Here is a 24,470-nt window from a genome sequence, read left to right on the forward strand (position 1 = left end):
CTCTCCGTGGCGCTCTTCCTAGGCGTCTCGATATCTCTCGAGCGCCACTGGAGTGGCGCGCCCCCCAGCAATGAGGCGACACCTCCGTCAGTGCACGACCACCTTGCGATAGAGATGCCAGGTCGCGTGGCCCAGGATCGGCAGGACGATGGCCAGTCCCATCAGCAGCGGGATGGCACCGATCACGAGGCCCGCGGCGATGACCAGCCCCCAGGCGGCCATGGGGCCGGGGTTGGCGCGAACGGCGGCGACCGAGGTCGCCACGGCGCGGCCGACGCCGACATTGCGATCGAGCAGCAGCGGGAAGGACACGACGCTCATCACCAGCACGGCGAGGGCGAAGACGAAGCCCACCGCGATTCCGGCGATCACCATGGTCCAGCCTTCCGGCGTGGTCACGGCGTCGCGGGCGAAGGCCACCGCCGAGACCGGCGCGTCGGGCCCGAGCGTGACGGTGTAGATGAGGTTGGCTGCGAACAGCCACAGGGCGAACAGGCCGAGCAGCACGAGGCCCAGCGCCAGGATCGAGCCGATCGCAGGCGAGCGCGCGACGGCGAAGGCGTCGGCCCAGCCGCGGGCGATGCCGAGCTCACGGCGGCGGCTCATCTCGTAGAGGCCGACGCCGAACAGCGGCGCGATCAGCGCGAAGCCGGAGACCAGCGGGAAGACCAGCGGCAGCATCCCGTAGTCGAAGGCGAAGCGCGAGATGACCAGGCCGGCGATCGGGTAGAGCAGGCACAGGAACACGACGTCCGTCCGGCAGGCGCCGAAATCGCGCGCCCCCTCGCGCAGGGCCTGGCGCAGGTCGTCGAGGCCGATGCGTCGCACGACCGGCGGCGCCGTGCCGTGGGCGTCCCACGCCCCTTCGAGCGTGGTCGCGGTCGATCCGATGGCGTGGCCGGCCCCCTTGAGGCCGTCCCACCCCCATTCGATGGGATTCCTGACGTGATGCTGCGCGGCCATGGTCCACTCCTTCCGAAACAGAAGGTCGCGGCCCGGGCGTGGCGCAAAGGCGTGGCACTGATGCTGGTACGAGTCGCTGGCCACGGGAGCCGCGATCCGCCACTGCCTGAAAGTCTACGCCGATCAGGGGCCGGGGAAAGCCCCCGATCGACTGTTTGCGGTTCTAATGCAGGAACTTCAGGTACTGGCCGACGAAGTCGCAGCCGACGTCCTTGGCGTAGGCGTCGATCAGCTTTTTCGTGATCGGGCCGGGAGTCTTGCCGTCGGCGACGGGCGCGCCGTTGAAGCTGCGCACCGGCAGGATGCAGAGGCTGGTGGACGTCAGGAACATCTCCTCGGCATTGGCGGCGTCGAACATGTCGATGTCGCCCGCCGTGCACTCGATGCCAAGGCGCTTGGCCATGTCCATGGTCATCTGGCGGCTGACGCCCGGCAGCACGTAGCGCTCGGACGGCGTGAACAGCGCGCCGTCGCGCACGATGAAGATGTTGCTGCCCAGGCCCTCGGCCAGGTTGCCGTTCTCGTCGAGCAGGATGGCCCAGGCGTCGGGGTTCAGCGCCTTCACCGGCTTCTCGGCCATGATCATGTTGAGATAGTTGTGCGTCTTGGCGCGCGGGCTCAGCATCGACGGCGCGGTGCGGCGCATCGTGGTGGTGATGACATCGGCGCCGTCGCGGAATAGCGGCGCGCGCTTGGCGAGCGGCAGCGGCAGCACCTCGATCACGACGTTCGGACCGGTATGGTCCCAGCCCTCGTCGCCGACCGCGTCGACGCCGCGGCTGACGCGCTGGCCGACCCACCAGTCGCCGACGGCGGCGCGCAGATGCTCGTTGCGGGCCACGACCTCCTCGCTGTGCGCCACCATCTCCTTCGGGCCGATGCCCGGGTCGATCTGCAGGTACTTCAGCGACCGGTAGAAGCGGTCGATATGCTCCTTCAGGCGGAACGGCTGGCCTTCGAAGGTGCGCGTCATGTCGAAGGCGCCGTCGCCGTACTTCCAGCTTCGGTCACGGAACGGGATCATGACCTGGTTCTCGGGCATGAACGTGCCGTTGAACCAGGCGATGCGCTGATTGCTGAGTTGCTGGGCCATGTCGGATCCTTTCGGTCAGGGAAAGACGGCTTCCCCGGACGGGGAAGATGGGGGACGGCGGCGACGGCGGGTCTCGACGGGCCGGGCCGGCGCGATCATGCCGGCTGCGTCGGCGAGGCCTGCGACGTAGGTGAGCGCGCCGCCGATGTCGGCGACGATCTCGCGGCGGGCGGTGGCGGCGTCGTGCGCCTGCACGGCGCGGATCAGGCGCAGCCGGCGCTCCGGACCGCGCGGCGAGGCGACGAAGTCGGGATAGAGGAGGTTGAGATAGGGGCCGGTCTGAAGCCACAGGCCCTCGATCACCCGCTGCAGCGTCGGCAGGCCGGCGATTGCATAGAGAGCGAAGTGGAATTCGCGGATCTTCTGGCGGTCGGCCGCGAAGTCGCCACGGTTGCGGGCCTCGAGCAGTTCCGACGCGATGCGGCGCAGCCGGGCGACCTGCTCGCGGGTCGCCCGCTTGGCCGCCTTCTCGACAGCCAGGCCCTCGACGGCGAGGCGGATGTCGCGCAGCTCCAGCACCTTGTCGCGCGTCATCAGGGGCACCCGCACCGAGCGGTTGGGTTGCATCTCGAAGGCACCCTCGGCGACCAGCAGGCGGATGGCCTCGCGCACCGGCGTCAGGCTGACCCCGACCTCGCCGGCGACGAACCGGAAGGAAAGCTTCTGGCCCGGCGTGAAGCGGCCGGCCGTGAGCGCGTCGCGCAGCCAGCCATAGACCTGGCGGCGCAGCGAGGTGTCGGCAGGGGGTCTCGACGGCATCGGCGGGCAGCATAGACCATCTGCCCGGAAATTTGTGATCACAAATTCTCATTGCCGCCACCCGGGCGCCGAGGCATCGTTCTTGCTCCGGGGGAGCCATGCGCAGCTACGCCAAGTCGATCGAGTACTACGAGCGGACCCGGAAGAGTCTCGCCGGCGGCGTCAGCAGCAACGTCCGCTACGCGGCAACTCCGGTTCCCCTGTTCTTCGAGCGGGGCGAGGGCGCCCGCCTCTTCGACGTCGACGGCAACGTGCACATCGACTACGTGCTGGGCAACGGGCCGGCGATCCTGGGCCATGCGCCCAAGCCGGTGATCGAGGCCGTGGCCGCCACCCTGGCGCGCGGCCAGGTCTATGCCGCCCAGCATCCCGGCGAGACGGCGCTGGCCGAGCGTCTGTGCCGCCTGCTGCCGGGCGTGGAGGTCGTTCGCTTCGCCTCGTCCGGGACGGAAGCCGTGCTGATGGCTTTCCGCCTCGCGCGTGCCTTCACCGGCCGCACCAAGATCCTGAAGTTCGAGGGCCACTATCACGGCTGGAGCGACCAGGCCTTCATCAGCGCCCGTCCCGCCCTGAACGAGGCCGGGCCCGCCGACTGTCCCGTCCCGGTGGCGGGGTCGCCGGGCATGCCGCAGAGCGTGCTCGACGACACGGTCGTCGCCGGCTGGAACGACCTCGACCTGCTGGCCGCGGCCTTCGAGCGCCACAAGGGCGAGATCGCCGCCATCATCATGGAGCCCGTCATGGTCAATGGCGGGCCGACTCCGCCAAAGCCGGGCTACCTGGAGGGTGCGCGGGCGCTCTGCCGCGAGCACGGCGCCCTCTTCATCTGCGACGAGGTGATCACCGGCTTCCGCGCCGGGCTGCGCGGCGCCCAGGGCCTCTACGGCGTCACGGCTGACCTGACCGTCTATGCCAAGGCGGTGGCGGCGGGCTTCCCGCTCGCCCTGGTCGGCGGGCGGCGCGACGTCATGGACACGCTGCTCGACAAGGGCGTGATGCACGGCGGCACCTACAACGGCAACGTCCAGAGCATGGCCGCGGCGCTGGCGGCGCTCGACGTGCTGGAAGCCGACGACGGTGCCGTCTACCGAGACCTCGACGCCCGCGGCACGCGCCTGATGCGGGGTCTCGCGGCGCTCGGCGCCAAGCATCGCGTCGCCGTCAAGGTGCAGGGATTGCCGGCGATCTTCCAGGTCTACTTCACCGAGGGGCCGGCGCCGACCAACTACCGCGAGGCCGTCGCCTGCGACCGCGACAAGGCGCTCGCCTTCCACCGTGCGCTGCAGGAGGAAGGCATCCGCACCAATCAGAACGCCAAGTGGTTCCTGTCGACGGCCCACGACGACGCCATCATCGACGAGACGCTGGCGGCCGCCGGCCGCGCCATGGCGGCGGTGGCATGACGGCGGTGGAATGAGCGACATCCGCCTGGAAGGCGTGACGCGGCGCTATGGCGCCCAGGGTGCGCGGCCCAAGATGATCGAGCACGGCCTCCATCACGGCCAGACCGGGATGCCGTCGAGCCCCGCGGTTTCCGGCAGGCCGCAGATGAGGTTCGCGTTCTGCACCGCCTGGCCGGCTGCTCCCTTGCCGAGATTGTCGACCACGCCCATCGCGATCACGAGGTTGCGCTCCGGGTCGGCCGCATAGCTGACGAAGGCGATGTTCGAGCCGGTGGCCCATTTGGTCTGCGGCGGCCGGTCGGTCACGCGGACGAAAGCCCGTCCGGCGTAGAAGCGCCGGGCCGCGTCCAGGCACTGGTCCGTGGTGGCGCAGCCGCGGCAGTACATCGTGGCGAGGACGCCGCGGGTCATCGGCACCAGGTGCGGCGTGAACACCAGCCCCTCTGCGCTGCCGCCGCTCAGCCGCTCGATCGTCCGGGCCATCTCGGGCATGTGGACGTGCTTGAGCAGGCCGTAGGGCACCAGGTTCTCGTTGCTCTCGGCGTAGCCGAACCGGCTGTCGGCGCCGCCGCGGCCAGCGCCGGAGATGCCGGTCTTGGCGTCGATCACGATGTTGCCGGGCTCGATCAGCTGGCCGGCCAGCAGCGGCGCCAGCGCGGTCAACGCCGCCGCGGGGAAGCAGCCGGGGTTGGCCACGCGGGTCCGGCCCTCGATCTCGGCGGGCCAGACGTCGGCCAGGCCGTAGGCCCAGCCATCGACGTAGCGGTGGTCGCCGCCGATATCGACGATCTTCACGCTCCTGGGGACGCGCGCCAGCGCTTCGGCCGAGGCGCCCGTGGGCAGCGACGCGAACAGCACGTCGAGCGGCGGCAGGGTGGCGGGATCCCACTTCTCGATCACCAGGTCGGCCAGCCTCGCCGGCACACCGGGGAAGCGGTCCACCAGACGGCTGCCCGCGCTGCCTTCGCCCGCGGCGTAGACCAGCTCGAAGGACGGGTGGCTCGCGACCAGGCGCAGGGCTTCGCCGCCGCCGAAACCGCTGATGCCGACAATGCCGACGCGAATGCTCATGGTGATGTCCTTCTGGAGTTCGGGCAAAAGAAAACCCCCGGGAGCCGAGGGCTGCGGGGGTTCAGGAATGCGGGCCGGTGTCGCTCCGGCGGGTGGGATCTGCTGTCAGGCAGTCGCCACGACGACGGACGTCGATCGACGCGCAGCCCGAAGAGCCGCCGCTTGGAGGCAGTGACGTCGGCGTCGATCAGAAAGGGTCCGGTTCCCGGGCATGGGCCGGGACACTGTCGCCGCTCCCATCGATCGTCAAGCCGAATGTCTGCCGACGGCCCATCTCCCGGTGTGTCTTTAGCTGCTAGAAGATGGTCTGGAACGGAGGAAACCATGACTCTTCCCAGGCGGGTGCGGCTGGTCGAGGTGGGCCCGCGCGACGGGCTGCAGAACGAGGCGCGGCCGGTGCCGGTCGACGCCAAGGTGGCGCTGATCGATGCGCTTACCGCGGCAGGGCATGCCGCCGTCGAGGCCGGTAGCTTCGTGTCGCCCAAGTGGGTGCCGCAGATGGCCAACACCGACCAGGTGATGGCGCGGATCGAGCGCAAGCCGGGAGTCGCCTACCCGGTGCTGGTGCCCAACAAGCAGGGCATGAACGGCGCCGTCGAGGCGAAGTGCGAGGAGATCGCGGTCTTCACGGCCGCCTCGGAAGCGTTCTGCCGCAAGAACACCAACTGCTCGATCGACGAGAGCTTCGAGCGCTTCGCCCCGGTGATGGAGGCGGCGCAGAAGCACGGGATGAGGGTGCGCGGCTACGTCTCGACGGTGGTCGCCTGTCCCTACGACGGCAAGGTGGCGCCGGCCAAGGTCGCCGAGGTCTCGGCCCGCCTGTTCGCGATGGGCTGCTACGAGGTCTCGCTCGGCGACACGATCGGCGTCGGCACGCCGGCCGAGTGCGTCGCCATGATCGAGGCGGTGGCCGAGAAGGTGCCGCGCGAGAAGATCGCCGGGCATTTCCACGACACCTACGGCCAGTCGCTGGCCAATATCCTTGCGGTCATGGAGCGCGGCATCGCGGTGTTCGACACCGCCGTGGCGGGGCTGGGCGGCTGCCCCTACGCCAAGGGCGCCTCGGGCAACGTCGGCACCGAGGACGTGGTCTACATGCTGAACGGGCTCGGCATCGAGCACGGAGTCGATCTCGACGCCGTGGCGCGAGCCGGGCGCGACATCTGCGCCGCGCTCGGCCGCGAACCCGCATCGAAGGTGGCGCAGGCGCTCAAGGCGAAGCTCGCCGCCTGAGGCGGCGGCGCGCACGAACGTTCAAGACGATGGCGGCGCCGTCCGCCATACCGGCGCCATGGACGGGATCGCGGGATTTCTCCTGGCCGCGGTGGCCCTGGCCGGCAGCCCGGGACCGGCCACGCTCAGCCTGACGGCGACGGGCGCCGCCTTCGGCGCGCGGCGCGGGCTGTCGTACCTGGCCGGAATCGTGGCCGGCATGGTCGTGGTCATGGCGGTGGTGGCGAGCGGGCTCGTCGGCCTGCTGATGGCGATCCCCGGGGCGGCGCCGGCCGTCGGCGCGCTGGCGGCGGCCTACTTCCTCTACCTCGCCTGGCGCATCGCGACAGCGCCGCCGCTCGGCGCGACCGGGGCGAAAACCCACGCGCCGACGCTCGCCGCGGGGTTCCTGCTGTCGCTGGTCAATCCCAAGGGCTATGCGGCCATGGCGGCGCTCTATTCCGGCTTCGTGCTCGTGCCCGGCCGGGTGTCGATCGACATCGCGGCCAAGATGACCGTGCTCACGATGGTCATCGTCTCCGTGAACGTCGCCTGGCTGCTGGCCGGGGCGGGCCTGACCCGCGTCTTCCGCGACCCGCGCAGCAACCGCATCGTCAACCTCCTGTTCGCCGTCCTGCTGGTGGCGTCGGTGGCGCTGGCGCTGCTGGCGTAGCGTGATGACGTGGTGTGTCGTTGGAGCGCGGACCTCCAGGTCCGCATCATGATCATGAGCGGACCTGGAGGTCCGCGCTCCGATGGATTCGCACCCTCTCCGCGGCGCTCTTTGTCGGCGATTCAACGTCAGTTGAGCGCCACGGCGTGGCGCGCCCAGCCTGGCGCCTGTCAGGGACGCGTGAGGATGTGGACGGTGACGGCGCTGGAATGCCCGGCAGCGTCGACCACGGCGAGGCGCGCGGCGCCGGGTCCGTCGGGCACCCAGCGCGTGCCGGCGAGCGGCCGTCCGTCGACCAGCCAGCGCAGGTTGCCCTGACCGCCGCGGGCGCTGAGCGGCACGGCCTCGTGCGACGCCAGTTCGATACGCGCCTCGGCCGGCGGATAGGCGATGCGCAGCCCGTCGCCGTCGGACGAGGGGCCGAGGGTGCGCAGGCGCACCGGCAGGTCGCGCCACGACGCGGCGCGCAGCACGTCGGGTGGCGGTGGCGGCGCGATATTGTCCTCGGCGGGCAGCCGGTCGAAGGCCTTGAACAGGATGGGCAGGGCGGCGAGGCGGCCGAGCGCGCCGGGACGCGACGTGCCGTCGGGATGGCCGACCCACACCACGACCGTCCAGTTGGCGCTGTAGCCGGCGGCCCAGGCATCGCGATAGCCGGCCGAGGTGCCGGTCTTGTACGCGATCCGCCGCTCGCGCAGCTTGACGGGCAGCGACGCGAAACCTTCGGGCAGCGGCGCGTCGGCCAGGACGTCGCCGACGTACCAGGCGGCGGCCGGCCCGATCAGGCGGACCGGTTCGGACTCGGGCCGGTCGCGCCGGATGCGGGGCGGTGCGAAGCTGCCGCCGCGCGCCAGGCCGGCGTAGAGGCCGGCCATCTCGAGCGGCGAGATACCGGCGCTGCCCAGCGCGATGCCGAGCGAGGCCCCGGCATCGCCCGGCGGCAGGCGCGGCGAGGCGCCGGCCGTCCGCAGGGTCGACAGGAAGCGCTGCGGACCGACCTTCTCCAGCGCCAGCACGGCCGGGACGTTCAGCGACTGCTGCAGCGCGCGGCGGACCGTGACCGCGCCCTGATGGCCGCGGTCGAAGTTGCGCGGCAGCCAGTCGTGGAAGCGGATCGGCACGTCCTCGACGAGCGACTCGGGATGCAGAATGCGATCGTCGAAGGCCAGGGCGTAGATCATCGGCTTCAGCGCCGAGCCCGGCGAGCGGTGGGCGCGCACGAGATCGACCTGGCCGGCGGCGCGGCCGAAATAGTCGGTGCCGGCCTGCCAGACGACGACCGATCCGCTGCGATTGTCCATCACGACGATGGCGATCTCGGCCCGGTCGGCGGTGCCGGCGCGCTCGTCGCGGGCCAGCCGCGCGAGCGACGACTGCAGCTCGAAGCGCAGGGTCGTGGGCACCACGGCACCGGGCGACTGGCCGGCGAGCCAGGCCGACAGGTGCGGGGCATGCAGCGGCATGGCGAGCCGGCGGCCGGCGACCGCACGGCTGGTCGCGAAGTCGCGCTGCGCGGCATCGACGACGCCATGCTCGAAGCCGCGCGCCACCACGCGGTCGCGCGCGGCCCGCGCCGCCGCGGCATGGCGGTCGGGCCGGCGGCGCTCCGGCGACTGGGGAATGGCGACCAGCAGGGCCGCCTCGGCGGCGCCGAGATGGCGCGGCTCCTTGCCGAAGTAGGCGAACGAGGCGGCGCGCACGCCCTCGATGTTGCCGCCCATCGGCGCCAGCGTGAGGTAGATCGCCAGCACCTCGCGCTTGGAGTAGCGCCATTCGAGTTGCAGGGCGCGGGCCGACTGGAGCAGCTTGGTCCCGAGGCCGCGATTGGCGCGCTGGAAGCGGGTGGGCTCGAGCAGGCGGGCCGCCTGCATCGACAGGGTCGAGGCGCCCGAGACGATGCGGCCGCGCGCCACCCACTGCTCGGCCGCACGCGCCACCGCCAGCGGATCGACGCCAAAATGCTCGTCGAAGCGGCGGTCCTCGTAGGCCTTCAGCAGGGCGAGGTAGAGCGGGTCCACGTCCTCGACGGCGGTCCGCAGGCGCCACTTCCCGTCGGTTGTGGTGAAGGCGCGCAGCATCCGGCCGTCGGCGTCGACCACCTCGGTCGAGCGGTCGAGGTAGCGCGACAGTTCCGGCGGGAAGAGCCGGTCGAGCGCGAGCCCGGTGGCTGCGAGCATCGCCGCTCCCAGCGCCAGCCCTGCCAGGAGGCCGCGCCACCGCATCAGCGCGGCGCGATCTCGACGCGGCCCATGTCGGTGCGGGCGTGGACCCGCGGCGCATACATGTCGGAGACGTTGGCGGCAGGCAGGGCGAAGCGGCCCGGCGTCACCGCCCGGACGATGTAGGCGACATGGAAGGAGTTGATCTGGCTCTTGTCGTCGGCCTCCCACCACATCGCATAGGGCCGCCGGCCGAGGTTGAGCGACGCGAAGAAGCGATCGTCGCGCGCCTCGGCGATGCGCGTTTCCGTGATCTTGCCGAGGAAGCCGAACGGCTTGGCGGTCTCCTCGGTCAGCACCGATTCGATCTCGAACCCGGCGGGCAGCAGGTCGAGCAGGGCGACCTCGTGGTAGCCGCCCTCGAGGTTGCGGCCGGTCAGCGACACGATGAGCCGGTCGTTCTGGCGCAGCTCGCGCAGGTTGGCCGCCCGGCCCTGCAGGGTGAGGTATTCGCGGCGCAGGCTGAGCCCGCGCGAGGCCGCCGGCAGCGGCTCGTTGGGCACGCCGCGCGCCGTCACCTGCATCCACACGGCGCTGTCGCTCTCGTTCTTGAGCCTGAGGCCTCGGGCGATGGCGGCGGCGTCCGGATTGAGCACCACGGGCTCCCGGGCCGCCGTCCGGCGCTCGCCGTCGACGGCATAGGCGAGCTCGTGGCCGCCGCCCAGGGCATGGGCCGCCAGCACCAGCCAGGCCTGTTCCTGGGTGGTGGTGTCGTCGATGCGGGCCGTGAGCCGGTCGCCGACCATGGTGGCGACCTGCATCAGGCCCTCGCGCCCGCCGGCCTCGGCGGCCAGCGCCAGCAGGGCGGCGCGGTTGCGCAGGGGCGAGCCGTAATAGTCCGAGCGGCTCCAGGCATTGACCATCTCGCGCGCCTTGGCGAAGGCGAGGCGCGCCCGGCCGGGCTCGGCGACGTGGTTGAGCGCCGCGGCGAGCTGCGCCCAGGCCAGCCCCTCGGTGATCTTCGGGCCGCCATTGTCCTGGAAGTAGCGGACGCGTCCGGGATCGGCGATGCCGGCCTTGGCGAGCACGTACCAGGCATAGGCCTGGGCATTGGGCGAGAACTTGTCGACGATGCGGTTGAGCGTCGTCAGCGCACGCTGCAGCGCGACGGCCGGCACCGCCATCTGGTGGTCGCGGGCGCGCAGCAGGAAGTCGAGCACGTAGGCCTGCAGCCACTCGGCGGCGGGGGAATAGGGACCCCACATGCCGAACGAGCCGTCGACCATCTGCATGTCGACGATGCGGTAGATCGCATCCTGCACGCGCTCCGGGACGCGCGGGTCGGTGGGCCCGTAGCCCAGCAACGCGACATCGTTGTAGTAGAGCAGCGGCAGGGCGCGGCTCGTGGTCTGCTCGATGCAGCCGAACGGATACTTGTCGAGCGCGCGCAGCAGCGCCGCCACGTCGATGCCCGGGACCCGCGTCAGCGACACGCCTACCTGGACGGTGCCCGGCGCGAACCCGGCCGTGACGTTGCGGTCGAGGGTGAGCTCGCGGCCGGGCTGCAGCTCGGCCACCGTGTCTACGGCGCTCGGCGTCTGCGCCGGCCGCACCTGGATGTCCCATTCGCGGCGCACGGCGAAGTTGCCCGGTCCCTTGACCTCGACGGCGACCTTGCCGAAGCCGGCATTGCGGCCGGCCAGCAGCGGCCAGGTCAGGAGCTCGCGCTGGTTGGCGGCGAGCCGCCGCGTCTCGGCGACCGGCCGCTCCAGGGCGACCGCGCCGGTGGCCTCGACGGTCAGCCGGTAATCGCCGGGCTGGCCATCGACATTGTGCAGCGACAGCGCCACGCGACCGTGATCGTCGGGCGAGAGGAAGCGCGGCAGCACGACGTCGGCCGTCACCGCGTCGCGCACGAACAGCCGACGCTCGGCGCCGCCGACCCGCGACTTGCCGTAGGCCACGGCCATCAGCCTGAGCTGGCCGACGAAGTCGGGGATCTCCAGCGCGATCCTGGCCTCGCCCTTGTCGTCGAGCACCACCGGGCCGCTGAACAGGGCGACGGTGCGGGTGGGCACGATGTCGAGCCCGCCGATGTCGCCGGCGTCACCGCCGGTGCGGATGCGGCCGAGATCGTCGGCGCGCGTGTCGAGCAGGCGGCCGTAATCGTCGCGCATCGCGAGGCCGAGCCGGCGCTTGCCGTAGTAGTAGCCGGCCGGGTCGGGCGTGCGGAAACGGGTGAGCTGCAGGATGCCTTCGTCGACGGCGGCCAAGGTCACGAACGCGGTCTCGCCGCCCAGGTTGGCGACCTTGATGGGCACCTCGATGCGCTGGCGCGGGACGATCTTCTCGGGCGCCTCGATCTGGACTCCGAGCGTGCGCAGGCCGGGATCGATGCCGAGCCAGGCCAGACCGATGGCGCGCGTCGGCGTGCGCTCGGCCGGCTTGTCGAGCGGTCGCCAGGCGGTGACCAGGGCATAGGCGCCGGCGCCCCATTCGGCCGCGATGGGGACCTCGATGGTGGTGCCGCCGGCCGGCACCTGGACGTTGCGCGTCGACACGATCCGGTCGGTGGCGATGGCGAGCAGCGCCTCGCCCGCGAACGGCGCCTCGATGCGCAGGCGTGCCGTCTCGCCCGGCTTGTAGTCCTGCTTGTCGCTGGCGACCCGCAGCGTGTCAGGCGCCTCCTCGGCGTCGCCGCCGCCGTACCAGCCGACATAGAAGGTGACGGCGCTGGTGGCGTTGCCCTGGGCGTCGACCAGGGTCAGGCGATGGCGGCCCCAGCCCAGCGTGAACGCGAGCCGCGTCGGCGCGTCGGCTTTCAGCGCCACGGTGTCGGCGTTCAGCAACCGGTCGTGGGCGACCGACTGCCAGCGCCAGCGGCCGTCGACCTGGTACCACTGGTAGGCGTACTCGGTGCGCTCGAGCTTGTACTGCACGGCCGGGCGGGCGACCTGCTTGCCGGCGGCGTCGACCGCCACGAGGTCGAACTGCGTCTCCGTGCCCTCGCGGGCGTAGCGGCCCTCGAACGCCGGCCGGATGCCGAGATAGACGTCACGCATGCGCATCGGCGACGCGAGCTCGGCCCGCGTCGCGCGGCCGCCGCCGGGCTCGAAGACGCGCAGCTGGACCTGGGTGCGCAGCGGCAGGGGCGTGTCCTTGACCTCGGCGCCGCCCCATTCGATGCGGGTCTTGCCGGCCGTGTCGGTGTCGGGCGCCTGGAGCGTGACGAACGGTGGCTCGAAGGCCTGCCGGTCGGCCTCGGAGCCGAAGCTGTAGGCGGTGAAGCCGGGGAAGGGCTGCGGGTCGATGGTGACGCGCATGTCCGCCTCGACCGACAGGCCGGAGGCCGGCGCGCCGTAGAGGAAGTCGGCCTGCACGTCGAACACGTTCACCCGCGAGGGCCGGACGATCGGCTGCGCGGCGGTGAGCTCGACCTTGAGCTTCTCCGGCACGAAGTCCTCGACCGAGAACTCGACCCGACCCACCGGCGCCGCCTTGGGATCGACGTGCGCCGCGACGCTCCAGCGGCCGCGGCGCGACGACTTGGGCAGCTCGATCGGCTGGTACACCGCGCCGGCGCCCTGCAGCGCATGGGTGAAGCGGGTGAACTCCGTGCCGTCCGGCCTCTTCACGATCAGCGTGACCGGGATGTCGGCCAGGGCGACGGCCGCATCGTTTCGCAGCAGCGCCATCAACTGCACCGTCTCGCCGGGCCGGTAGATGCCGCGGTCGGTGTAGAGATAGCCGTCCACCGGTCCCGGCGCCTCGCGGCCGTCGACGCCGCGGTCCGAGAGATCGAAGGCCGCCTTGTCGAGCTCGAGCCGGCTGAACTCCTGCCTGGCGGCATCGGACGCCATGAGCGCGCCCGGCCGGGCGGCCCCCTTGCCCTTCAGCAGGCCGGCGGCGAAGGTCACGCGTCCGTCGGCCGAGGTCACGGCCTTGGCCATCGGCTCGTTGCCGCGCGACAGCAGCACGACCTCGAGGCCGGCCAGGGGCAGGGCGGTCTGCAGCGAGCGGGCGAAGACGTTGAGCCCGTCGTCGCCGGTGAAGCTCGTCAGCGCGATGTCGGTGTCCATCACCCACATGCCGACCGAGGGGCCCGCGCCCTGTTCCTCGTCGTCGTAGTTGCGGGCCGGCGGCCGGGCGGCATCCCAGACGACCACGAAGTAGGCGCCGGGCTTCCAGTCGCCGACCGTCTCGCGGATCGGGAAGGCGGTCGTCACCGGCTGGTTGGGGACGTTGCGCACCTCCATCGTGCCCTGCCACTGCAGGGCGCCGTTGCGGCCGTTCAGCCAGCCGTACAGGGACCAGGAATCCGTGAGGGGCTCGCCGCCGGGGAAGGTCGCGTCGTAGCGGTCGCGGGCGAAGCGGTCGATGGCCCGCTCGTTGACGCGATAGACCGCGATGCCGACCTTCGACACGTTGATGGTCGTCACGGGCAGGCCGGCGGCGCTGCCGCGCGGCAGGATGAAGCCCTTGCCCGGCAGCTTGACGACGGCCGGGCGGGCGCCGAGCGCCAGCTCGACGGACGCTTCCTGGGCGAGCTTGACGCCGTCGCGGCCGGGAAAGCCGGCCAGCAGGCGGACCTTGTAGTTCTCGCCGTAGGTCAGGCCGCCCAGGCAGAGCCGGTCGTCGACCACGCGCCACGCCGTCTTCACCTCCGGCTCGATGCGGACATAGTCGGCGTAGCTCACGCCCGACGGCGCCAGCGGCTTGTTGAAGGCGAGGCAGGCCTCACCCTCGGCCTGCCGGCTGTCGATGGCGATCCGCCGGAAGGCGAACGCCTCGTCCGGCGCCGCGGCCGGCTGGGGCAGGGGAACGGGCGCCGTCGAATCGGCATTGGCGGGCGTGGCGGGAGCGGGGGCCTGAGGAGCCGGCGTGGCAGCCGGGGCCGGCGTCGACGGCGCCTGGGCGGTGGCCGCCGGGGCAGCGGGCGCTGCCGGCGCGGCGGGCGTTGCTGGTGCGGGGGCCGTGGCGACCGGCCTGTCCAGGGAATCGATCGGCCGGCCGATCAGGTAGCCCGCGATCCCCGATCCCAGCATCAGAGCCACGACCAGGGCAGCCAGTGTCGACCGATTCATGAGCGCTCCCGCGAATGCGAGCGGAGTCTATGCCGCAGATTGTGCAAAGTTTGTGGAGTCTGACGGTGCGGCTGCGAATCTTCCAGCCTGTGGCGCGCATACCACGCCCGTTCCCGCACTGTGGATAGCGTGGGCTTGGCCGCCATCCTGCCGCGTACTAAGCGCAAGGCATGGCGTTGAACATGATCAAGCTTGCCGTCGGCGTCGACGATCTCGACCACATGAAGCGGCTGCAGGCGGCCCGGCGCAAGCAGCGCGGCCAGGGACCCCGCTCGCCGCACTGGGTCTACACGCGCAACACGCCGCGCCGGACGGAGGAGCTGCTGGCCGGCGGCTCGCTCTACTGGGTCGTGCGCGGCGTCATCCGCTGCCGTCAGGAGCTGGTCGGCTTCGAGGAGGACGTGAACGCGGAGGACGGCCGCAAGTACTGCCGCATCCAGGTCAAGCGCACCCTGATCAAGACCGCGCCGCAGACCTGCAAGGCCTTCCAGGGCTGGCGCTACTTCGAGGCCGACCGCGCGCCACCCGACCTGTCGAAGGGCGACACGCTGGCCGACATGCCGCCGGAGATGGCCGCCGAGCTGAAGCGCCTGGGCCTGCTCTAGGTTCTGTACTCATAAAGGGATTCCCCTGAGGTCGTAGCTGTGATTCAAGCATCCAAACGGTCGGGAGCTTGTTCATGGCACGGTTTGACCTGAGCGAGAGAGAGTGGACAGTGATCTCGCCACTGCTGCCGAATAAGCCGCGGGGAGTGGCGCGCAAGGACGACCGGCGGGTCTTGAACGGGATCTTCTACACGCTGCGGACGGGCTCTCCGTGGCGCGACCTGCCGGATCGCTATGGGCCCTATACGACTTGCTACAACCGCTTCAACCGCTGGGCCAAGGCCGGCGTCTGGCTGAAGGTGTTTGAGGCCTTGGCCCAGCATTCACCGCAGTCCTTGCAACTCATCGACAGCTCGATCATCCGAGCTCATCAGCACGCCGCCGGGGGTAAAAAGGGGGTCCGGATCACGCCATCGGTCTGTCTCGTGGAGGACTGAGCACCAAAATCCACGCCGTGGTGGACCGTGACGGTCTGCCCATCCGAATCGCTCTCACCGCCGGGCAAACCCACGATCAAACCGCGGTTCCAGCGCTCTTGAGCGATCTGCCGCCAGGCTGCGATGTCGTCGCTGATCGGGGCTACGACAGCAATGCCGTTCTCGACTTCATCCATCAGGCCGGAGCACGTGCCCACATTCCCAGCCTCAGCCGCAGGCTGGTCCGCCGGACGGTCGATCCGGCGATCTATCGCCAGCGCAATCTCGTCGAGCGCTTCTTCAACAGGCTCAAGCACTTCAGGCGCGTCGCGACACGGTTCGACAAGCTCGCCCGAAACTATCTTGCCGCCGTCCTGCTCGCTTCCACCAGACTATGGCTTCGAACTTATGAGTCCACGACCTAGTCGGGCGAGATCCTGCTCGTCCTTATCGGCTGGTCAGCTTCAGTTCGATGCGCCGGTTGCGCGCGTTGTCGATGGCCGACAGGGGCTGGTACTCGCCGTAGCCCGCGGCGACCAGCCGGTCGTTGGGAATGCCCTCGCTGTGCAGGAACTTCACCACCGCGATCGCGCGCGCCGCCGAAAGTTCCCAGTTCGAGGGGAAGACCGCGTTGCGGATCGGCTTGTCGTCGGTATGGCCGTCGACCTGCAGCACCCAGTTCAAGTTCTTGGGAATGCGCCGCGAGATTTCGACCAGCCGGCTCGCGACCTCGGCGAGCTGCTTCTCGCCGGCCGGCTGGAGCTGCGCCGAACCGGACGGGAACAGGACCTCGGACTGGAAGACGAAGCGGTCGCCGACGATCTGCACGTCGCGCTGTCCGGACAGCGCCTCGCGCAGCTTGCCGAAGAATTCGGACCGGTAGCGCGCCAGCTCCTCGACCTTGCTGGCGAGCGCCCGGTTGAGCTTCTGGCCGAGGTCGACGATCTGGGCTTCCTGCTCCTTGCTCTTCACGTCCGCCGCGTCGAGGGCGGCGTTGAGGCGGGCGAGCTCCTGCTTCACGCCGGCCAGCTCGGCGGTGAGGCGCACCACGGCGGCCTTCTGCTCGGCGCTGAGCTTCTGCTCCTCGGTGAGGTCGCCGAACAGCCGGCCCTTCTCCTGATTGGCCGCCGCCAGCGAGGCGGCGAGGCGGGTCAGCTCCAGCCGCTGGCGCTCGATCTCCTTCTGCATGTCGGCCGCCTTGGCCGCGGCGTCCCGGGTCCGGGCGTCGTCCTCCCTGGCCCTGGCTTCGGCTTCCTTCGCCTTCGCCTCGGCGGCCTTGGTCTGGCTCTCGAGGGCGGCGGCCAGCCGGTCCCGCTCGGTCAGCATCGCGGTCAGCCGCTCGCTGAGACGGTCGCGCTCGGTCGTCAGGCCCTCGGCGGTCCGGCGCTGGGTGGCAAGCTCGGTGCCCAGTCGGTCGCGTTCGGCCTTCAGGGCCTCGGACGCCTGACGTTCGGCGGCCAGCTCGCCGCCCAGCCGGTCGCGGTCGCCGCGGGCCTCGTTGAGCTGCAGCGTGAGCTGCTCGAGGTCGCGCTGCAGGTTCTGGCTCGACCTCTTCTCGATCGAGAGCTGGTCGGCGAGGTCGCCGAGCTGCCGGGTGAGCTGGTCGATGGCGCTGTCGCGGCTGGTGAGGGCGTTGGACAGGGTGAACTGGGCGACGCTGAAGATCGACAGCAGGAAGATCAGCACCATCAGCAGGGTGGTCAGGGCGTCGACATAGCCCGGCCAGGTGTAGTCGCCGCCGCCGCCGCGCCGGCGCGCGGAGATGGCGGCCATCGCCTAGCCCTCGCCCGGCTGCTGCACCTGGCCGCGCGCCGAGGCCATGGTGCGGGCGAGCAGCCGGAACTCGCCGCGCAGCTCGTCGGCCAGCGCGGTGCGGCCGCGGACATTCTCCTCGATCAGCCGTGCCAGCAGCGCCTCCAGCGTGCGCTGGTGGGTGACCAGCGCCTCGCGGTCCACCGTCGAGCCGGCGCTGCGCTCGACCGTCGCCTGCATGTCCTCGGCGAGCGCGGCGCGCATGCGCGCCCCGTCCTCGACTAGGCGGGCGAGCAGCCCCTCGACCGTGCGCTGATGGGCGACCAGCGCCTCGCGGTCGCCGTCGCCCGATCGTTCGCCGAGCCGGCTGATGGCGCCGCGCAGCTCGACCGACTGCTCGGCCATGCGCGCCAGCAGCGACTGCTGCCCGCGCATCGCCTCGGCCAGCGCCGCCAGGCGCTCGACCAGGGTGGCGCTGGCGGCCGATGCGGCCTCCCGGCCTTCCTCGGCGCGGCGCAGCGTGCGCGTCATGTCGTCGAGGCCGTCGGCGGTGCGCTCCAGCAGCGCCTCGACATAGGCCGAGACGCCCTGCTCGCCGTCGATCTGCACGCCGCTCGACAGCCGCGTCGCGCCGGCCAGCCACTCCTCCAGCTCGGTGTGGAAGCGACCCTGGGCCTGGCTCGCCTGCAGCTCCAGGAAACCCAGCACCAGCGAGCCGGAGAGGCCGAACAGCGAGGCGCCGAAGGCCGTCGCCATGCCCTTGAGCGGACCCTCGACGCTGGCCTTGAGCTGGGCGAACATCTCGATGGGATCGGCGCCGCCGATCTTGAGTCCGCTGATGGCGTCGGCGACGGCGCCGATCGTCTCGAGCAGGCCCCAGAAGGTGCCGAGCAGGCCGAGGAAGATCAGAAGGCCGGTGAGGTAGCGGCTGAGCTCGCGGCGCTCGTCCAGCCGGGTGGCGATGCCGTCGAGCACCGCGCGCGTCGCCGTGGGCGACAGGCGCAGCCGGTCCTGGCGCTCGCCCAGCATGGTCGCCAGCGGCGCCAGCAGGTCGATCGACTGGGTGTCGAGCAGGGGAGCGCCCTCCTCGCGATAGTGGTAGCGGCGCAGCCACTTCACCTCCGGCCACAGCGAGAGGACCTGCCGCATCACGAAGAAGATGCCGATCACCAGCACGGCGACGATGACGCTGTTCAGGATCGGCGTGTTGAGGAACACCCGCAGCAGGTCGACATGCAGCACGTAGGCGAGGCCTGCCACGGCCGCCAGGAACAGCAGCATGCGGACGAGATAGGGAAGGGGACTGCTCATGCCGTCAGAAGGGGGCCGCGATTCCTGCCGTCCCTCGCGACCGGACCATCGCTTGTTCTCCTGCCGGAGCGGGGGCGAGGCGGTACGCGGCGACCGAAGACGGCGGCATAACTGGTTGGCCTTTCGACGGGAATTGCCTTTCGACCATAACCAATGGCCGGTGCCTGCTCAACCGGCCGGGCGGTCGCGCCCGCCGGTCCTGTGGAGCGTTTGTCGCAGGGAATCGCCCCGCCTAGAGCATCGAGCGTTCGGTCGGAATCGGCCGAACGCTCGATGTCGGAAGCCGGAGCTGCCCGTCTTGATGCGTTTCCGCCAATTCGGGACCGCTCAGGCGGTCCCGATTTAGCGCAAGCCGCTCTAGATGGTCGCCAGCAGCTCGACCATCGGCTCGTGCAGGCCGAAGTTGGAGGCCAGCAGCGAGGGCCCGCCCAGCTCGTAGGGCTTTCCGGCGGCGTCGCTCACCACGCCGCCCGCCTCGCGCACCATCAGGATGCCGGCGGCGACGTCCCACGGCGCCAGCCCGAACTCGAAGAAGGCGTCGTAGCGGCCGGCGGCGACGAAGGCGAAATCGAGCGAGGCGGCGCCCCAGCGACGGATGCCGGCGGTGCGTCGCGTCACCGTCTCGAGCTTGGGGAAATAGGCGTCGTGGCCGCCCTTGCCGATATTGGGGATGCCGGTCGCCACCAGGGCACGCGCGGGATCCTTGCGGCCCGACACGCGCAGCCGGCGCGAGCGCGCGTTCGGCGTGTCGACGAAGGCGCCGTTGCCCTTCTCGGCCCAGAAGAGCTCGTCGGAGATCGGCTGGTAGATGACGCCGGCGATGATCTCGCCCTCGCGCTCCAGGCCGATCGAGATGGCGAAGTGGGGCACGCCGTGCAGGAAGTTGGTCGTGCCGTCGAGCGGGTCGACGATCCAGCGGTTGCGCCCGTCGCCCTTGGTCTCGCCGCCTTCCTCGCCGAGGAAGCCGTACTCGGGCCGCGTGCGGGCGAGCTCGGCGCGCACCGTGCGCTCGGCCTTGATGTCGGCGTGGCTGACGAAGTCGCCGGGTCCCTTTTCGGAGACCTGCAGGTGCTCGACCTCGCCGAAGTCGCGTTTCAGGTTCTTGGCCGCGGCGAAAGCGGCGCGGATCATCACCGTGATGGTGGCCGAACGCGGGGCGAGCGAACGCCGCTCGGGCGGCCCCGAGCGCTCGCGCCCGGTGGTCATCGGGGCGCGTCCGATCCGGGCGACGGGACGGTCGGGCGCGCGGCTCATGGTCAGTCCTTGGCGCGTTCGAGGTAGCTGCCATCCTCGGTGTTGATGACCAGCTTGGTGCCGACGCCGATGTGCGGCGGGACCATGACGCGGACGCCGCCCTCGACGATGGCGGGCTTGTAGGACGAGGAGGCGGTCTGGCCCTTGACCACGGCGTCGGCCTCGACGACCGCGAGGACCACCGTCTTGGGCAGCTCGGCGCCGACCGGCGTGCCTTCGTAGAGCGAGACGTTCACTTCCATGCCGTCCTGCAGGAAGCGCGCCTGGTCCTCGTCGAGGACGTCGGAGCCGACCACGAGCTGCTCGAACGTCTCCTTGTCCATGAACGTGTAGCCGTTGTCGTCCTTGAACAGGTAGGTGCACTCGCGCTCGTCGATATGGACGCGCTCGATGGTCTCGCCGGACCGGAAGCGCTCCTGCAGCTTGTTGCCCTCGCGCAGCGCCTTGGCCTCGATGGCGACGAAGGCGCCGCCCTTGCCGGGGCTGATGTGCTGGACCTTGGCCGCAACCCACAGCTTGCCGTTGTACTCGATGACATTGCCGGCGCGGATGGAATTGACGGGCACTTTCATGGGCTTACCGCAGGTCGGATGAATGGAAGCGGCCTCGTCCGCTCAAGGCGGTACGAGGCCGGCGCGCGGCTTGTATCAAAGGCGGCGGGGGGCCGCAACCGGGGCCATTTCCGGGGCAACGAGCCTCAGAGGGAGGCCAGGCCCGCCGGCGCGGCGTTCGTCGTCTGTTCAGGGCTTGTTGAAGTCGGCCGCGAGTTTGGCCGCCAGTGCGAAGGCCGCGGTCCTGAATATCTCTCGAACATCCCTGCGACCGTCATAGGGCACTTCGTAATGGAAATACTGGAAATAGATCGCATTGCCGGTGGCGACCGGGTTGCCGGGGTCGGGCCTGGCCCTGGCCTCGTGGAGGGCGTTCGACTTCGAATAGACGATCGCCCTGCTGCCGAACCTCAGCACGATCTCACCCGATTCCGTGAGCACGTAGCTCATACTGTAGAAGAGGAGGTTCACCGCGGTCGATCTGTCCAGGATGACCCGCTGAATCGGTTCCTGGCAGTTCGTCTGAACTTCCTGCCGGACGCTCATCTGGACCGATGTCACCTTTGCCAATTCGGTCCTGGCGGCTTCGAGGACAACGGCACGGAAATCATAGCCTGCCAGCGCCTGCCTGATCAGTCGGGCGCGCTCGTCGAGTTCGCGCTGCCTTTGCGCACGGTCGATGCCCCGCACAACCGCGCCGATCACGCCGACGATCGCCGAGGCGGTCGTGTCTGTCTTGCCCGACGAGGTCTTGATCGTCGAGTCAACCGGCTCGGGCGTGGAGATTCTTGTGACGAAAAGGTCGCTCTGGTCGACGCAGACCACCACGTCGACGGAGACCAGGGTCGATATCTGCTGGCGGGTGAGGGAGTGGATCTGGCAGCCGCTCGCTGCAACGGCAAGCCCGACGAAGAGCAGCATCCTGAAGATCATGGTCTCATGTCCCGTGGTCGAGGAGGGTCGCCAGCTGAAGGGCGAGGTTGTCGAGAGCTTCCGCGATCGCCGCCTCGAGTTGCCCCGGCTGGCCGTAATCGATAGTGGCCGCGGGCACGACGCGGTGCAGCGTCTGGCGGAAGATGGCGTTCCCGGGCGCAGTCGGATTGGACTCGTCGGGCTGTGGCCGGAAGCGCTTGAGCCGGTCCGCGCGCGGGAACAGTTGGGCTTCGCCTTTCAGGGTGAGCCCGCTGCCGTCGATGTAGCGGATGACGTCGAGGAACAGCACGGCGTCGGCCATCGACCGGTCGAACGCCTCGTTCATCCCGGCCGTCGACGGAACGGTGATGACCCGGCGCTCGAAGGCCACGGAAACGCTCCTGAGAGTCGCCAACCTTTGCGTCACGGCCGCGGCCAGGGAAGAGCGGAAGTCCACCGACCGCATGGTCCAGTCGACCTGCGCAGCGAGCTGTCGGCGGCGGTCCATCTCCGATTGGAAGGCGTGGTTGAACGGCGCCAGGGTGATCCCCGTCCCGCGAAGCGGCAGGACGATGACGAGTTCGATGCGGCCGACGCTCGCGAGTGCCTGCCTGGTGAGAAACTTCGACGGTTCCTCCTGGCAGGCCGCCAGCAGGAACAGGAGAGCGAGCGCCACAGCTCTCATCGAGTTGGCATCGGTGTCGTCTCGTCAGGGGATTCGCGTCGCAGCCGATCGGTGAAGCGCATGTCCGTTCCGTGCTCGGGCCGAGGATCGACAGCCCGTCGACCATGTTAGCAACCATCGGTGGCGGAATCCCCGCCGTCTTGGCGTCAGCTCGAAAGAATGGAAGCGGCGTCCTTCGCACGAGGCGGTACGAGGCCGGCAGGCGCCGAGCATCGAAGGCGGCGGGAGCCGCGACCCGGCCCTATCTTGCCCTGTTCAGGTCCCGGGCAAGGTCCGCGGCGAGGCGCTTCGCCACCTGTCTGAACTTCGCTGGCACATCGTCGCCGGTACGGTATTTGAAGGAGCTCGCGAACCGCCGCCGATAGAAGGCATTGCCGTCGGCCAGCGGGTCGGCATTGTCCGGCTGAGGACGAAGGTGCTTCAGGCGCTCCGTCCTGGGAAGCAGGACGGCGGTGGCTTCGAAGTCCAGGACATAATCGATGTCGTACAGTTGCCGGAAGGAATACTCGACGTCGAAGTAGAGCACGGCGCTGGCGCTGGATCGCTCGTAGATCGATCGGAGCTCTGCGCGCGACGTGAGCGGTGGTGGACGGACCTCGAGCTTGATCGTTCTGACCGCGGCAAGCTCGTTCTTGGCCGCGGCGAGCATGTCGGGCGCGAAATCGTACGTTCCCATGGCACGCACGAACGAGGAGAAGCGGGATGCGACGGCCTGCTGGCGTCGGTCCTCTGCGGCCGAGGCGGAAACGTCGGCCGATGCGTTGGCGACCAGCTGGGAAACCACGCGCCCGACCCCTCCGGAAGTGTCGATCGGCGGACGTTTCGGCGGGTCGGGCGGCGGCGGCATCTTGACGAAGGGAACGCTCTGGAAGGCACCGACGATCACGTCGACATCATCGATGCCGGCCACCTGTTGCGCGTTCAGCGACCTTCCGGCGCAACCGCCCACCAACAGGGCAAGGATGACCAGTCCCGCGGCCTTCACTTCGGCCTTCGCTCGGTCAGCCGCAGCTCCGCCTGCTTCTTCTTCGGCAACGCCGAAGCGATGACGGCGTGCGCCCGCGCGATGTAGGCCTTCATCTCGCGGTCGGTCAGCGACTTGGGGTCGTCGACCGATACCCACTTGGCGCGGGCGAGGTAGGGGGCGGGGCGGAAGCCCGGGGAGCGGCTGAGCGCGTCGTAGTGCTCGGGGGCCGACTTGAAGGAGATGCGGCCGATCGAATGGTCGGCGGGCGCGATCAGGCAGAACATCTTGCCGCCGACCTTGAAGACGATCACGCCCTCCCATTGCACAGTCCGTGTCGCGGCCGGCAGCCTGCGGCAGAAGGCATCGATCTGTCGGGGGGTCATGCAACGAGCCTACACGGCCCGGTCGTCGCGTGCGATGGTCGGCCATGACCGAATGGCGTCCCGACAAGCTGGCCAAGCGCCTGCCCAACCTGGAGGCGCGCGCCCGCCTCCAGGCGGCGTTGCGCCAATGGTTCGCCGACGAGGGATTCGTCGAGGTCGAGACGCCGATCCTCCAGGTGGCGCCCGGCGCCGAGGTGCATCTCGCCGGGTTCGTCACCGACTGGGAGCTGCCCGACGGCGAGGAGCGCGAGCGCTGGCTGCACAGCTCGCCCGAATTCTCCATGAAGAAGCTGCTGGCCGGCGGCCTGCCGAAGCTGTTCCAGTTCGCCCGCGTGTTCCGCAACGCCGAGGGCTCGGCGCTGCATCATCCCGAGTTCACGATGCTCGAATGGTACCGCGCCGGCGTGGGCTACGAGACGATCATGGAAGACTGCGCCCACCTGCTGGCGCTGACCGGCGTCGAGGCGCTGCGCTGGGCCGAGCATCGCTGCGATCCGCAGGCCGAACCCGAGCGGCTGACCGTCGCCGAGGCGTTCGAGCGCCATGCCGGCGTCGACCTTTTCGCCACCATCGGCGACGGCGAGAGGCTCGCCGCGAAGACAGGCATCGCCATGCACCCCGGCGACTCGTGGGACGACGTCTTCTTCCGCGTCATGTTCGACCGCATCGAGAACAAGCTCGGCATCGGCCGGCCCACCATCCTGTGCGAGTACCCGATCGGCATGGCGGCGCTCGCGCGGGCCAAGCCCGGCGATCCGCGCGTGGCCGAGCGCTTCGAGCTCTACGTCTGCGGCGTCGAACTGGCCAACGCCTTCGGCGAGCTCACCGACGCCCGCGTCCAGCGCATCCGCCTGCAGGCCGACATGGAGGAGAAGGAGCGGCTCTACGGCATACGCTGGCCGGTCGACGAGGATTTCCTGGCGGCGCTGGACCACGGGCTGCCCGACTGCTCGGGGATCGCGCTGGGCTTCGACCGGCTGGTGATGCTCATGACCGGCGCCAGTCACATCGAGGACGTGCTCTGGCTCCCGGTGCGCTGACGCGGCATGAGCGGATGGACGATGGATAGAGCGGCGATGGTTTCGGAGCCTATCACGAACGGCAGTGCTCGACAATAACCAGAGTATTTACCGAATCGTCCATCCGCAGCGGGTTCTTTTCTTGCGACTTTTTGGGCTCCAGGCGACGCCAGGGGTAGGCCGCGCTCGCCGGAGCAA

At 70.1% G+C, this 24,470-nt stretch carries 20 protein-coding genes; 6 read left to right on the plus strand and 14 right to left on the minus strand.

All coding sequences use genetic code 11. The annotated features are described in order from the left end of the window. Window positions 1-87: 87 nt before the first annotated feature. From ACO073_RS12655 to ACO073_RS12665, 3 genes are all read right to left on the minus strand, one after another. Window positions 88-963 carry a DUF2189 domain-containing protein gene (locus tag ACO073_RS12655; protein WP_421997788.1) on the minus strand — a complete coding sequence of 292 codons (876 nt, stop codon included), beginning with the start codon at window positions 961-963 and terminating at the stop codon, window positions 88-90. 163 nt (window positions 964-1,126) lie between these two features. Then, complete coding sequence (locus ACO073_RS12660; protein ID WP_421997789.1) at window positions 1,127-2,056, minus strand: aminotransferase class IV; 930 nt, start codon at window positions 2,054-2,056, stop codon at window positions 1,127-1,129. A 15-nt stretch (window positions 2,057-2,071) separates the two neighbouring features. Next, window positions 2,072-2,815, minus strand: coding sequence for a GntR family transcriptional regulator (locus tag ACO073_RS12665; protein WP_421997790.1), 744 nt, complete (start codon window positions 2,813-2,815; stop codon window positions 2,072-2,074). A gap of 98 nt (window positions 2,816-2,913) precedes the next feature. On the opposite strand from ACO073_RS12665, the gene ACO073_RS12670 reads away from it, so the two are divergent. After that, window positions 2,914-4,218: an aspartate aminotransferase family protein gene (locus ACO073_RS12670; protein ID WP_421997791.1), complete on the plus strand. Its 1,305-nt coding sequence runs from the start codon at window positions 2,914-2,916 to the stop codon at window positions 4,216-4,218. Between the two features lie 93 nt (window positions 4,219-4,311). Here ACO073_RS12670 and argC read toward each other — a convergent pair whose 3' ends face one another. Further along, a complete protein-coding gene (gene argC / locus ACO073_RS12675; RefSeq protein ID WP_421997792.1) occupies window positions 4,312-5,289 on the minus strand; it encodes an N-acetyl-gamma-glutamyl-phosphate reductase in 978 nt (325 codons plus the stop codon). Window positions 5,290-5,613: 324 nt separating this feature from the next. On the opposite strand from argC, the gene ACO073_RS12680 reads away from it, so the two are divergent. Both ACO073_RS12680 and ACO073_RS12685 read left to right on the plus strand, forming a co-directional pair. Then, window positions 5,614-6,522, plus strand: coding sequence for a hydroxymethylglutaryl-CoA lyase (locus tag ACO073_RS12680; protein WP_421997793.1), 909 nt, complete (start codon window positions 5,614-5,616; stop codon window positions 6,520-6,522). Between the two features lie 58 nt (window positions 6,523-6,580). Further along, the gene (locus ACO073_RS12685; protein ID WP_421997794.1) at window positions 6,581-7,174 is read left to right on the plus strand and encodes a LysE family translocator; all 594 of its coding nucleotides are present in this window, start codon (window positions 6,581-6,583) and stop codon (window positions 7,172-7,174) included. 170 nt (window positions 7,175-7,344) lie between these two features. Here the strand turns inward: ACO073_RS12685 and pbpC are convergent, their stop codons facing one another. Together pbpC and ACO073_RS12695 are read right to left on the minus strand one after the other, a co-directional pair. After that, the gene (gene pbpC, locus ACO073_RS12690) at window positions 7,345-9,396 is read right to left on the minus strand and encodes a penicillin-binding protein 1C (RefSeq protein ID WP_421997795.1); all 2,052 of its coding nucleotides are present in this window, start codon (window positions 9,394-9,396) and stop codon (window positions 7,345-7,347) included. Then, window positions 9,396-14,417, minus strand: coding sequence for an alpha-2-macroglobulin family protein (locus ACO073_RS12695; RefSeq protein ID WP_421997796.1), 5,022 nt, complete (start codon window positions 14,415-14,417; stop codon window positions 9,396-9,398). Before ACO073_RS12695 ends, pbpC begins: the two co-directional genes overlap by 1 nt. A 182-nt stretch (window positions 14,418-14,599) precedes the next feature. Here ACO073_RS12695 and ACO073_RS12700 point away from each other — a divergent pair, with 182 nt between their 5' ends. Beyond that, a complete protein-coding gene (locus tag ACO073_RS12700) occupies window positions 14,600-15,022 on the plus strand; it encodes a DUF1489 family protein (RefSeq protein WP_421997797.1) in 423 nt (140 codons plus the stop codon). A gap of 74 nt (window positions 15,023-15,096) precedes the next feature. Then, window positions 15,097-15,863 (plus strand): IS5 family transposase gene (locus ACO073_RS12705; RefSeq protein ID WP_421997798.1). Its coding sequence is split into 2 segments (ribosomal slippage): window positions 15,097-15,421 and window positions 15,421-15,863, totalling 768 coding nucleotides; the frame shifts between segments, so codons are not numbered across the junction. A 22-nt stretch (window positions 15,864-15,885) separates the two neighbouring features. Here ACO073_RS12705 and ACO073_RS12710 read toward each other — a convergent pair. From ACO073_RS12710 to ACO073_RS12745, 8 genes are all read right to left on the minus strand, one after another. Next, window positions 15,886-17,211: a peptidoglycan -binding protein gene (locus ACO073_RS12710; protein WP_421997799.1), complete on the minus strand. Its 1,326-nt coding sequence runs from the start codon at window positions 17,209-17,211 to the stop codon at window positions 15,886-15,888. A gap of 3 nt (window positions 17,212-17,214) precedes the next feature. Continuing rightward, the gene (locus tag ACO073_RS12715; protein WP_421997800.1) at window positions 17,215-18,501 is read right to left on the minus strand and encodes a flagellar motor protein MotA; all 1,287 of its coding nucleotides are present in this window, start codon (window positions 18,499-18,501) and stop codon (window positions 17,215-17,217) included. 357 nt (window positions 18,502-18,858) lie between these two features. Beyond that, complete coding sequence (locus ACO073_RS12720) at window positions 18,859-19,707, minus strand: inositol monophosphatase family protein (RefSeq protein WP_422002129.1); 849 nt, start codon at window positions 19,705-19,707, stop codon at window positions 18,859-18,861. Between the two features lie 50 nt (window positions 19,708-19,757). Continuing rightward, on the minus strand, window positions 19,758-20,327 hold the full coding sequence (gene efp, locus ACO073_RS12725; protein WP_421997801.1) for an elongation factor P: 570 nt from the start codon (window positions 20,325-20,327) through the stop codon (window positions 19,758-19,760). 168 nt (window positions 20,328-20,495) lie between these two features. Next, window positions 20,496-21,227 carry a hypothetical protein gene (locus ACO073_RS12730; protein WP_421997802.1) on the minus strand — a complete coding sequence of 244 codons (732 nt, stop codon included), beginning with the start codon at window positions 21,225-21,227 and terminating at the stop codon, window positions 20,496-20,498. A 16-nt stretch (window positions 21,228-21,243) separates the two neighbouring features. Continuing rightward, window positions 21,244-21,903: a hypothetical protein gene (locus ACO073_RS12735; protein ID WP_421997803.1), complete on the minus strand. Its 660-nt coding sequence runs from the start codon at window positions 21,901-21,903 to the stop codon at window positions 21,244-21,246. A 241-nt stretch (window positions 21,904-22,144) separates the two neighbouring features. Beyond that, entirely contained in the window at window positions 22,145-22,888 is a 744-nt protein-coding gene (locus ACO073_RS12740; RefSeq protein WP_421997804.1) for a hypothetical protein, read from the minus strand. Further along, complete coding sequence (locus ACO073_RS12745) at window positions 22,885-23,253, minus strand: MmcQ/YjbR family DNA-binding protein (protein ID WP_421997805.1); 369 nt, start codon at window positions 23,251-23,253, stop codon at window positions 22,885-22,887. Before ACO073_RS12745 ends, ACO073_RS12740 begins: the two co-directional genes overlap by 4 nt. Before the next feature lie 44 nt (window positions 23,254-23,297). On the opposite strand from ACO073_RS12745, the gene epmA reads away from it, so the two are divergent. Then, entirely contained in the window at window positions 23,298-24,293 is a 996-nt protein-coding gene (epmA, locus tag ACO073_RS12750; protein WP_421997806.1) for an EF-P lysine aminoacylase EpmA, read from the plus strand. Window positions 24,294-24,470: the final 177 nt, after the last annotated feature.

The organism is Reyranella sp., assembly GCF_965229815.1.
Classification (GTDB): Bacteria; Pseudomonadota; Alphaproteobacteria; order Reyranellales; family Reyranellaceae; genus Reyranella.

Coding starts and splice junctions, on each gene's coding strand:
- ACO073_RS12655 (WP_421997788.1), bottom strand. CDS start 963: ATGGCCGCGCAGCATCACGTCAGGAATCCCATCGAATGGGGGTGGGAC.
- ACO073_RS12660 (WP_421997789.1), bottom strand. CDS start 2,056: ATGGCCCAGCAACTCAGCAATCAGCGCATCGCCTGGTTCAACGGCACG.
- ACO073_RS12665 (WP_421997790.1), bottom strand. CDS start 2,815: ATGCCGTCGAGACCCCCTGCCGACACCTCGCTGCGCCGCCAGGTCTAT.
- ACO073_RS12670 (WP_421997791.1), top strand. CDS start 2,914: ATGCGCAGCTACGCCAAGTCGATCGAGTACTACGAGCGGACCCGGAAG.
- argC (WP_421997792.1), bottom strand. CDS start 5,289: ATGAGCATTCGCGTCGGCATTGTCGGCATCAGCGGTTTCGGCGGCGGC.
- ACO073_RS12680 (WP_421997793.1), top strand. CDS start 5,614: ATGACTCTTCCCAGGCGGGTGCGGCTGGTCGAGGTGGGCCCGCGCGAC.
- ACO073_RS12685 (WP_421997794.1), top strand. CDS start 6,581: ATGGACGGGATCGCGGGATTTCTCCTGGCCGCGGTGGCCCTGGCCGGC.
- pbpC (WP_421997795.1), bottom strand. CDS start 9,396: ATGCGGTGGCGCGGCCTCCTGGCAGGGCTGGCGCTGGGAGCGGCGATG.
- ACO073_RS12695 (WP_421997796.1), bottom strand. CDS start 14,417: ATGAATCGGTCGACACTGGCTGCCCTGGTCGTGGCTCTGATGCTGGGA.
- ACO073_RS12700 (WP_421997797.1), top strand. CDS start 14,600: ATGATCAAGCTTGCCGTCGGCGTCGACGATCTCGACCACATGAAGCGG.
- ACO073_RS12710 (WP_421997799.1), bottom strand. CDS start 17,211: ATGGCCGCCATCTCCGCGCGCCGGCGCGGCGGCGGCGGCGACTACACC.
- ACO073_RS12715 (WP_421997800.1), bottom strand. CDS start 18,501: ATGAGCAGTCCCCTTCCCTATCTCGTCCGCATGCTGCTGTTCCTGGCG.
- ACO073_RS12720 (WP_422002129.1), bottom strand. CDS start 19,707: ATGACCACCGGGCGCGAGCGCTCGGGGCCGCCCGAGCGGCGTTCGCTC.
- efp (WP_421997801.1), bottom strand. CDS start 20,327: ATGAAAGTGCCCGTCAATTCCATCCGCGCCGGCAATGTCATCGAGTAC.
- ACO073_RS12730 (WP_421997802.1), bottom strand. CDS start 21,227: ATGCTGCTCTTCGTCGGGCTTGCCGTTGCAGCGAGCGGCTGCCAGATC.
- ACO073_RS12735 (WP_421997803.1), bottom strand. CDS start 21,903: ATGAGAGCTGTGGCGCTCGCTCTCCTGTTCCTGCTGGCGGCCTGCCAG.
- ACO073_RS12745 (WP_421997805.1), bottom strand. CDS start 23,253: ATGACCCCCCGACAGATCGATGCCTTCTGCCGCAGGCTGCCGGCCGCG.
- epmA (WP_421997806.1), top strand. CDS start 23,298: ATGACCGAATGGCGTCCCGACAAGCTGGCCAAGCGCCTGCCCAACCTG.